Source organism: Streptomyces sp. NPDC005722 (genome assembly GCF_040630935.1).
Lineage (GTDB): Bacteria > Actinomycetota > Actinomycetes > Streptomycetales > Streptomycetaceae > Actinacidiphila.
Genome location: NZ_JBEXYN010000056.1, coordinates 39,293 through 48,947, shown reverse-complemented (window position 1 = coordinate 48,947; position 9,655 = coordinate 39,293). Strand labels below are relative to the sequence as shown.

Genomic DNA, 9,655 nt, shown 5'->3' with positions numbered 1-9,655 from the left:
GGCCCTACCCTCATGCCCGGACATCCCGGAGATCACCCGACCGAGTCGCCACACTCGAACCAATGCTCACCATGATCGATAGAGAAACGGCTTCTGAGACGCAGTTGCCGCCTCAGACGCACCATCGAGCCCTGATGCTGCGGATCCGTGGCTTCATCGAGCAGCACCTGGCCGACCCCGGCCTGACCCCGGCCACGGTCGCCGCCGCCCACAACATCTCCACCCGACAACTGCACCGTCTCTTCCAGGCGCAGAACATGGCCGTCGCCGGGTGGATCCGTCGTCGCCGGCTGGAGAACTGCCGCCGCGACCTGGCCGACCCCCGGTACGGGCAGCACACGGTTCAGGTCGTCGCCGCCCGTTGGGGGTTCACGGACAAGGCACACTTCAGCCGCCTCTTCCGGGCCACCTACGGCATGCCCCCGGAGACCTGCGCCACCTGGCCCAGCACCAGCGCGGTGGACGGGCAACGTCCACCGCGGGGCACCCAGCACGATGATCGGGCGCCTCCCCGGAACCGGTGCCGAGCGCGCCGGCACGCCAGGACCACCCACCCATCATGAGTGGTGATCGTCGTGGCGGCCGGCGCACGGCACCCGAGGGCTGACCCTGGTGCAGACGTTGCGGGGCGAGGGCAGACCTGTGGTAGGCGTGCTCAACGAACCGCGTCACGGCCTGGTGTCAGCAGGTGATGGAGTCGATGTAGACATGGTCCACGTCGAAGAGCTTGAGCCAAATGCTGCTCTTGCCCCGGCGGTCGGTGGTCTGGCCGGGCAGTCCCCAGTAGTGCCACTTCGTGACGCAGCCGCGGTAGAAGCGGACAGCGTCCGTGTCGTAGTAGGAGGAGTGGTTGCTGGACCAGTCACCCGGCGGGAGTTCGACGTCGGCGGGCCACCCCGACCACGTGCCGGGCTTCGTGACACAAGGCAACTTGTCTTCGCCCTCATGCCACCACCCGGAGGAGACTCCCCAGCACCAGTTGTTCGCGATGCGGACGTTCATGCGCGAGTTGTTGCTGACCTCTCCCCCACAGCCCTGCGTGCTGCATGTTCCCGCCTGGGCGGAACCCGGCATGGCCAACAGTGCTCCCGCACCGAGCACTGCCGCCAGCGCGGCCCGAACGAATATCCCTGGTGTCGGCCTCATGACTGAAGACCCTCCCCGTTCACCTGAGCCTGATGAGCCCAGCGCCATCGGAATGAGGCTGCGCCGGACGCCAGCCGACGTGCTGGCGTACAGAGTCTCGGGCTTGACGGTCGCACTGTCGTTGACCGTCGGCGCCAGGCCGTTGACGATCAGTGCCCGCCCCGCGGTAGCGTGCCGCGGTCTTCGCCATGCGAACATCCCGTTGCCGCGGTCGGCCCGGTCAGTGGAGCACGTACCATCCGGGGTAGGTGCTCGTTCCGGTCATCCGACCGCCGTGCCCGGCTGATCGAGTCGAATGACGACGTCCTCCCGGGCTTGCCCGCCCTGGGCTGACCCCTGCGTCGTGAAGTGGCGGCTTCGCCGGGGTCTGCAATGGAGTCCTGGGCAACCCCCGAAAAGCGAGGACGTCGCGGGCTGGGCATCGGGCCGGGGAAGGCCGGCTGAGGGCCGGTCTCAGCGGTGGGCCTCGCGGTCCAGTTGTTCGATGTGTTCCGGTTGCATGGTGATGGTTGCGGCTGCTGCCGAGGCGCGCACGGTCTCCGGGCGGGTGGCGCCGGAGAGCACGATGAGGGACGGGGACCGGGTGAGCAGCCAGGCCAGGGCGATCTGTGCGGTCGTGGCGTCGTAGTGTGCCGCAAGGCCCTGGAGTGTGCCGGCGAGCGGGGGGCTCATGGTGGTCATGCCCCGTAGTGGGGAGTAGGCGAGGAAGGCGATGTCGTGGCGTTCACAGTGCGCGAGGACCTCGTCGTCACCTGGGGCGAAGAGTGAGTAGGGGTTCTGCACGGTGGCGATGGTCGCCTCGCTCCGGGCTTCGGTGAGCCGGCCCAGGTCGACGTTGGACAGGCCGATCAGGTCGATCTTCCCTTCCTGTTGCAGTTCGGCCAGGGCGCCGGTGCTTTCGCTGATCGGGACGTGCGGGTCGGGCCAGTGCAGGTGGTACAGGTCGATCCGGTCGACGTGCAGGGCGCGGAGGCTGGCTTCGCAGTGACGGCGCAGGGTCTCGGGCCGGCCGTCGGTGGGGAAGGTGTCGCCGCTGCGGTAGTGGCCGCCCTTGGTGGAGATCAGTGGGCGGTCGGCCGGGGCAATGCCGCGCAGTGAGCGGGCGATGAGACGTTCGTTGTGGTTGTCCTCGGTGGCCGTGGTGTAGGCGTGGGCGGTGTCCAGGAGCCGTATGCCTGCGTCGATGGCCGTGGTGATGGCGTCGGCTGCTCTGGCGGGGTCGTCGGCGTGCTCGAGGGTCAGGGCCACCAGACCGAGGCCCACGGGGTGGACCTCGGTCCGGCCGATGCGGCGTGGTGTCAGGCTCACGCCGCACGCTCCGTGACCCCGGCGGTATCGACGAGGTGCTCCCCTGCGGGGACGGAGACGGGTGCCCGCCCGGGCAGCTCGACGATGCCGGTGCATCCCGGGGGCACGGTGACGGTGGCGACGAGTCGATCTCCGGTGAGCTCCCAGGACAGGGCTGCCGTGCCGTAGGGGGTCTCGTGCCGGGTGCGGGCCCAGGTGATGCCGCCGCCGGGGCGGGGGCGGTAGGTGATGGCGCGGTAGCCGGGTTCGGCCGGGGCGATGCCGCCGACGACGCGGTGCAGCCAGTCGGCGACGGCGCCCAGTGCGTAGTGGTTGAAGGAGGTCATGCCGCCGGGGTTGAGGGTGCCGTCCGGACGGAGGCTGTCCCAGCGTTCCCAGATGGTGGTGCCGCCCATGGTGACGGTGTAGAGCCAGGACGGGCACTCGGTCTGCGTCAACAGCCGGTAGGCGACGTCGAGGTGGCCGGTGTCGGTGAGGGCGTCGCAGATCAGCGGGGTGCCGACGAAGCCGGTGGCGATGCGGGCGTCGTCCTGGAGGACCAGTTCGGCCAGCCGGTCGCCGGCGAACTGGCGCAGGCCTGGGTCTTCGAGAAGGTCGAAGGCCAGGGCCACGCAGTAGGCAGTGGGGCTGTCGCTGGTCATGCGGCCGTCGGCGTGTACGTAGCGGCGGCGGAAGGCGTCGGCGACTTCGTCGGCCAGCGTTGCGTAGTGCTGTGCCTCGTGCTCGTGGCCCAGTGCGCGGGCTGCCCGGGCGAGGTGACGGGTGGACCAGGCGAAGTACGCGGTGGCTATGAGGTAGCGGTCGGTGCGGGCGGCGGCCGGGTCTTCGGGCGGGGCGATGGGGTCCAGCCAGTCGCCGAGCTGGAATCCGGTGTCCCACAGCCGGCTGGGTCCTGCCAGGCGTTCCATCAGGTCCACCCATGCTCGTCCCATGGGGAAGTGACGGCGGAGCAGTTCCAGGTCGCCGAAGCGTTGGTAGAGGACCCAGGGGGTGAGGGTGGCCACGTCGCCCCAGGCGGCGCCCGGCTGGATGGGGGTCCACATCGGGGCGCCGGGGATGACGGGTACGTACCAGGGGATGGTGCCGTCGGGGAACTGTTCGACGGCGACGTCGTCCAGCCATGAGTCCAGCATGCCGGCGCAGTCGTAGAGGAAGCTCGCGGTGGGGGCGAAGACCTGGATGTCTCCGGTCCAGCCGAGGCGTTCGTCGCGCTGCGGGCAGTCGGTGGGGATGTCGACGAAGTTGCTCCGCATGCTCCACAGGACGTTCTCGTGGAGCCGGTTGATCAGGGGGTCGCTGCACTCGAACCAGCCCGTGCGGGCCATGTCCGTGTGGTGGACCCGCGCGGTGACGGCGTCGCCGGTCAGTTCTCCCGGCCAGCCGCTGACCTCGGCGTAGCGGAAGCCGTGCAGGGTGAAGCGGGGCTCCCAGGTCTGTTCACCGGAGTCGCCCAGGATGTAGGCGTCGGTGGCGGCCGCGAGACGCAGTGGGCGGGTGGCGAGCTCGTCGTCCTGGAGGACTTCGGCGTGGCGGAGGGTGATGGTGGTGCCGGCGGGGCCGTCGACGGTGATGCGCAGCCGGCCGACGAGGTTCTGCCCGAAGTCGAGCACGTACCGGCCCTCGTCCTTGGGCGTGATGGTGACCGGCCGGACCTCCTGGGTGCAGCGCACCGGCGGGCCCTTGGGCGCGACGAGGGTGCGCGGGTCCCGGCTGCCGGTGGCGACGGGCTCCCAGGTTCCGGGCCGGTCGCCGTGCGGGGTGGACCAGCGGGGGTCGTGCAGGCGGGCGTCGAAGGTCTCGCCGTCGTACAGGCCGCTGAAGAGGATCGGGCCGGTGGATGCCTGCCAGGCGTGGTCGGTGGCGACGACGGTGGTGGTGCCGTCGTCGTGCGTCACTTCGAGCTGGGCGATGAGGGACTGGTCGGTGCCGTAGAGGTTGCGGTGGCCGCCGTCGAAGCCGAAGCGACCGCGGTACCAGCCGTCACCGAGCCAGGCCCCGATGGTGTTGGCGCCCTCGGTGAGGAGCGAGGTGACGTCATGGGTGGAGTAGCGCAGGCGTTCGCCGTACACGGTCCAGCCGGGAGCGACGGTGTCGTCGCCGACCCGGTGGCCGTTGATCTCGGCCTCGTACAGGCCGTGCGCGGTGATGTAGAGGCGGGCGTGCGCCACGGGCCGGGGCAGGGTGAAGTCCCGGCGTACGCGGGCGGGGCGGCGGTCGCTGTCCGGGTCCTCGGGCCAGGGGGCGCCGACGGGGACGGCACGCCAGTCCTCGGGGGCGAGGAGGCCGGCCTCGACGGCGGCCGGTTCGCTCCAGCGGGAGGGCTCGTCGGCCCCGGTCCAGACGCGGACCCGGACGACGGCTCGTTCCCGGGAGGTCAGGGGGGCGTCGGGCCAGGGCACGAGAACCCGGTCCTTGCTGGCGATGCGGCCGGTTCGGTGCGTGCCGGCGCTTCGGGTGATCTCGATCTCGTAGCCGTCCTGGGGTCCTGCTCCGGGCGGCGTGGTCCAGGACATGTGGGGTTCGGTGACGCCGATGCCGAGGGCGTCGCGCAGGTGCTCGAAGGTCACCGGGGCAGGCTGAAGGGACATCGATGGGGGCCTTCCGTGAGGGGTTGTGCGACCGGCGGGGCCGGGAAGGGGCAGGGTGTCGTCAGCCCTTGACGGCTCCTCCGGTGAGGCCCTTCATGACCTTCTGGTTGAGGAACAGGTAGACCGCGAGCGTGCCGAAGACGTTGATGCAGATGGCGGCGAACAGCGGGCCGTACTGGGTGGCGCCGAAATCGCCGGTGAAGTTCAGCAGGCCGACCTGGACGGTGCGCAGGTCCTGGTCGTTGGTGAAGGTGAGTGCGATGAGCAGGTCGTTCCAGATGAAGAAGAACTGGACCAGGCCGACGGTCAGGACGGCGTTGCGGACCACCGGCAGGCTGACGCTCCAGAAGGCCCGGAGGATGGACGCGCCGTCGATGGTGGCCGCCTCGAACAGCTCGCGGGGGACGGACTTGTAGTACGTGGCCATCATGAAGACGGTCAGGGGCAGGCCGGTGCCGGTGTAGGTGAGGATCAGCGGCCACAGGGTGCCCGAGAGGCCTGCCTGGAAGTACACGGTGAACAGGGGCAGCAGGATCATCTGGGACGGCACCATGATGCCCGTGAGGAAGATCAGAAGGGTCAGCCTGCGGCCCTTCCACACCATGATCTGCAGGGCGAAGCCGGCCGCGGCGCCCAGCAGGAGGATCAGGGCGAGGGAGGGTACGACGGCGAGCAGGCTGTTCCTGACGTACAGTCCGATGTGGCCGGTGGTCCACGCCTCGGTGTAGTTGCCCCACTCCCAGGTGGTCGGCAGGCTCCACGTCGAGTGGTTGAGGTAGTCGGTGTTGGACTTCAGCGAGGTCAGGAACATCCAGACCAGCGGGTAGATCTCCACGACGAGCAGCAGCCCGATGGCCACTCGTGCCCACGTGCGGGAGACGCGGCGCCGGCGGCGGATTGCGGCACCGCCGTGACGCGGGCGGTCACCTCGGCCGCGCACCCGGGTCGTGAGGGGCGTGTCGACGGACATGGGTTCAGCCCTTCGTGAGGTCGCGCCGGGACACGCGGAAGACGACCAGGGTCACCAGCAGGCACAGCACCGTCAGCAGGAGCGCGATCGTGCTGCCGTAGCCGTAGTCGCCGTAGGTGAACGAGGTCTGGAACATGTACAGGGTCAGCGGGGTCGTGGCGTTGCCGGGTCCGCCGCCGGTGAGGGCGACGATGGAGTCGAAGACCTTGAGGGTGCCGTTGATGCTGAAGATCAGTGACGACATGAGCACCGGGAAGGACAGTGGCAGCACGATGTGGCGGATCAGCCGCAGTCCGGAGGCCCCGTCCAGTCGTGCGGACTCCAGGATCTCGTCGGGGATGTCGACCAGGCCGGCGAAGAGCAGGACGGCGTAGAAGCCCATCGAGCGCCAGATGTCCATGAGGATCAGCACCCAGAAGGCGTTTCCGGCGCTGCCGAACCAGTCGACCGGTGCGATGCCGACCATGTCCAGCAGTGAGTTCACCGGTCCCGTCTGCGGGGCGACCTGGAAGAACTTCTGGAACAACAGGCCGACCGCGACGGTGGGCAGGACGACGGGGAAGAACACCAGGGTGCGGATCAGGCCGGAGGCCCGCTTGAGGAAGAAGATGTACAGCAGGGACAGCAGGTAGCCGACCGCGACCTGCCCGACGGTGACCACGACCGCGTACTTCAGGGTGAACCACAGGGCCTGGCGTACGGCCGGGTCGGTGAACAGCCGCTGGAAGTTGTCGACGCCGTTGCCGGTGAAGCCGTCGATGGTGTTGCCCTTGGTGAACGAGTACCCCAGTGACCACACCATGGGGACCAGCATGATGAGGGAGTACACGAGCAGTGCTGGTCCTACCAGGATCAGGATCGCCCTGCGGTCACCGAGTACGCGGTGCATGGTGCCACTTCCTTGGGTGTCGGACTGCCGGAGCCAGGTGTTCCTGTGAGGGGCAGTCCCCGGCACGCGGTGATGCCGTGTGGTGCTGCCCCTCGCGCACCGTCACTGGCTGTTCAGGGCGTCCTGGACGGTCTGCATGAACTTCTCGGGGCTGAGGGCGCCGGTGGCCAGGCCGGCGGCGTTGGTCTGGCTGACGGTGGTGGCCTTGGTGCTGAACAGGGCTTCGAACCAGAGCACGTTCTGCCGGGAGGAGCTGATCGTGTCGCGGACCTGGGAGGCGACCGCGTTGGGCGCGGGGACGTCGGTGCCGAGCTTGAAGCCGGAGATGACGCCCTGGTCCTTCAGCACGGTGCTGCCGTAGTTCTTGGCGATGCACGAGACCCAGTCGCCGGTCTTCTTGTCGAAGGTCTTCGAGCTCAAGGTGATGGCCAGGCCGACGTTGGAGGGGTACTGGTCGATGGAGCCCGTGCCGCCGGCGACCGCGGGGAACGGCATGAAGCCGATGTTGTCGGCGCCGACCTGGTCCTGCTCGGGGTCGGCGATGTTCGCCAGCGCCCAGCTGCCCATGTAGAACATGGCGGCCTTGCCGGACAGGAACTGGTTCATCGCGGTGTCGTAGTCGATCGAGCCGACGCCCTTGCCGAAGTAGCCCTTCTTGCCGAGGTCGGCGATCTCCTGGGCGGCCTTGACGTACTGCGGGTCGGTCAGCTTGGCCTTGCCGTCCGCGACGTCCTTCAGGGCGTCGGGGCCCAGGCTGCGGTAGAGGTAGGTGGAGAGCAGCCGCGTGATCGGCCAGCCCTGCTGACCCGATGCGGAGAACGGCTGGATGCCCTTGGCCTGCAACTTCGCCGCCGTGTCGACGAGGGCGTCCCAGGTCTGCGGCTCGCTGAGGCCGTTCTGGGTGAAGATCTTCTTGTTGTAGAAGATGCCCTCGACGTTGTACTCGTACGGCAGGGCGGCCAGCTTCCCTCCGTACAGGGCCTTGATCGTCGAGACCGCGCCGGGCTCGAGCTGGTCGAGCACGCCCAGGTCGGTGAGCTCCTTCTCCAGGTCCGCGACCTTGCCGGCCTTGTACAGCTGGCTGGTCAGGGCCGGGGCGTTGCCGGCGGCGAACTGGACGGGCAGGGCGTTCTGTCCCGCCAGCAGTTGCAGCTTCTGGTCCAGGCCGGTCTGCGGAACGGTCTCGACCTTCAGCGGCTGCGCGTCGTTCGCCGCCTTGCACGCACCCTTCGACAGCGTCGTCAGGGCCGTCTTGACCGTGGTGTTCTCCGTGACGCTGAGGTAGCTGAAGTCCTTGGCCGCTGAGGCGGCGGAGCCGCCGCCGGTGCCGCCGCAGGCGGTGGCGAGGACGGTCACCGCGGCGGCGCCCGCGGTGAGGCCGAGGATCCGGGTTCTTCTGGCGCGGGACGAGTGGGTGATCACAGCTTGGCTCCCTGTCAGCGTTGATACGGAGGCGCGCGATGCCGGCCTGCAGGAACGCCGCGACCACCAGAGTGTGTATAACGTTCTTCACGACCGAGCGGGCACCACAGTGCACGCAGGACCCGCCGCCGTCAAGACATTCGGCTGTAACGCCGCGGAAATGCGTCCCGGATCTAGCCGACAAGGTCAGCCATGGTGTAGACCGTTGCACTAGTCAGACAGAAACGCAGGGGGCAGCAGGCATGGAGTCCGCATCGCAGCGGAAGAAGCGTGTGACCATCACCGACGTCGCCCGCCACGCGGGGGTGTCGACGGCCGCGGTCTCCAAGGTGCTGCGCAACGCCTACGGGGTGAGCGCGGCCATGCAGGAGCGCGTCAGGGCCGCCATGGCGGAGCTGGACTACCGGCCGCACGCGGCCGCGCGCGGCATGCGAGGACGCACCTACACGATCGGCGTCCTTCTGGACAACATCCGCAACACCTTCTTCGCCGACATCCTGGACGGGATCCGGGACCAGCTCCACGACAGCGAGTACACCGTCATGATCGGTGCGGCCGGCTTCGGCGCGGACGCACAGGCCAAGACCATCCGGTCCATGGTGGACCGGCAGATGGACGGGCTGATCCTGATCGCGCCGGGCACGCAGCGCAGCGAAGTGCTGGCCATGGCCCAGGCCACCCCGACCGTCGTCATCGGCCATCACGACCCGTCCGACATCCACGACTCCGTCCTGGACGCGGACGGGCTCGGGGCCGCCCTCGTCGTCGACCACCTGGTGTCCCTCGGTCACCGCGACATCGCCCTGGTCTCGGCCCAGGGCACCAAGGCGAGCCAGTGGACGCGCACTCCCGAGATCGTCCTCACCAGCGGATACCTGGAGGCGATGGAGCGCCATGGGCTGCAGGAGCATGCCCGCCTGTGCCAGGCCGCCTACTCCGACGAGGGCGGCTACAAGGCCGGCATGAGCCTGCTGACCGGTGAGCGGCGTCCGACAGCCATCATGACCGGCGCCGACGTCGCCGCCCTGGGGGTGTGGCGTGCCGCGCACGAACTGGGCCTGCGTGTCCCTGAGGACGTCTCCCTGGTCGGCTACAACAACACCGCGATCGCGGACCTGGCCACCGTGCAGTTGACGAGCGTCGACCAGGCCGGGCACACCATGGGCTCGACGGCGGCCAAGATGCTCATCGAGCGCGTGGAGGGGCACCGGGACCGGGCCACGCAGACCACCATGACGCCGCGTCTCGTCGTCCGCCGCAGCACCTCGGCGCCCGCCGGTGCATGATGCCGGCGCCCGTGAGCGTGACACCGGCGCAGGGATCCGCGGCGAA

Annotated in this window: 8 protein-coding genes; 2 read left to right on the top strand and 6 right to left on the bottom strand. The window is 69.1% G+C overall.

The annotated features are described in order from the left end of the window. Positions 1 to 134: 134 nt before the first annotated feature. The gene (locus tag ABZ479_RS37055; RefSeq protein WP_500465659.1) at positions 135 to 563 is read left to right on the top strand and encodes a helix-turn-helix domain-containing protein; all 429 of its coding nucleotides are present in this window, start codon (positions 135 to 137) and stop codon (positions 561 to 563) included. 118 nt (positions 564 to 681) lie between these two features. Here the strand turns inward: ABZ479_RS37055 and ABZ479_RS37050 are convergent, their stop codons facing one another. From ABZ479_RS37050 to ABZ479_RS37025, 6 genes are all read right to left on the bottom strand, one after another. Next, the gene (locus ABZ479_RS37050) at positions 682 to 1,002 is read right to left on the bottom strand and encodes a hypothetical protein (RefSeq protein WP_500465658.1); all 321 of its coding nucleotides are present in this window, start codon (positions 1,000 to 1,002) and stop codon (positions 682 to 684) included. A 597-nt stretch (positions 1,003 to 1,599) separates the two neighbouring features. After that, positions 1,600 to 2,454 (bottom strand): aldo/keto reductase, encoded by an 855-nt coding sequence (locus ABZ479_RS37045; protein WP_500465657.1) that lies wholly within the window; start codon positions 2,452 to 2,454, stop codon positions 1,600 to 1,602. Then, on the bottom strand, positions 2,451 to 5,021 hold the full coding sequence (locus ABZ479_RS37040; RefSeq protein ID WP_500465656.1) for a family 78 glycoside hydrolase catalytic domain: 2,571 nt from the start codon (positions 5,019 to 5,021) through the stop codon (positions 2,451 to 2,453). Before ABZ479_RS37040 ends, ABZ479_RS37045 begins: the two co-directional genes overlap by 4 nt. Before the next feature lie 82 nt (positions 5,022 to 5,103). Beyond that, positions 5,104 to 5,901: a carbohydrate ABC transporter permease gene (locus ABZ479_RS37035; protein WP_500465655.1), complete on the bottom strand. Its 798-nt coding sequence runs from the start codon at positions 5,899 to 5,901 to the stop codon at positions 5,104 to 5,106. Positions 5,902 to 6,016: 115 nt separating this feature from the next. Continuing rightward, entirely contained in the window at positions 6,017 to 6,901 is an 885-nt protein-coding gene (locus ABZ479_RS37030; RefSeq protein ID WP_500465654.1) for a carbohydrate ABC transporter permease, read from the bottom strand. Between the two features lie 102 nt (positions 6,902 to 7,003). Then, the gene (locus ABZ479_RS37025; protein WP_500465653.1) at positions 7,004 to 8,323 is read right to left on the bottom strand and encodes an ABC transporter substrate-binding protein; all 1,320 of its coding nucleotides are present in this window, start codon (positions 8,321 to 8,323) and stop codon (positions 7,004 to 7,006) included. Between the two features lie 242 nt (positions 8,324 to 8,565). Between ABZ479_RS37025 and ABZ479_RS37020 the strand changes: the two genes are divergently transcribed. Further along, complete coding sequence (locus ABZ479_RS37020) at positions 8,566 to 9,609, top strand: LacI family DNA-binding transcriptional regulator (protein ID WP_500465652.1); 1,044 nt, start codon at positions 8,566 to 8,568, stop codon at positions 9,607 to 9,609. Positions 9,610 to 9,655 lie beyond the last annotated feature (46 nt).

Bases quoted from the DNA above. Each gene is read 5' to 3' on its own strand.
- ABZ479_RS37055 (WP_500465659.1), top strand. From the start codon at position 135: ATGCTGCGGATCCGTGGCTTCATCGAGCAGCACCTGGCCGACCCCGGC.
- ABZ479_RS37050 (WP_500465658.1), bottom strand. From the start codon at position 1,002: ATGAACGTCCGCATCGCGAACAACTGGTGCTGGGGAGTCTCCTCCGGG.
- ABZ479_RS37030 (WP_500465654.1), bottom strand. From the start codon at position 6,901: ATGCACCGCGTACTCGGTGACCGCAGGGCGATCCTGATCCTGGTAGGA.
- ABZ479_RS37020 (WP_500465652.1), top strand. From the start codon at position 8,566: ATGGAGTCCGCATCGCAGCGGAAGAAGCGTGTGACCATCACCGACGTC.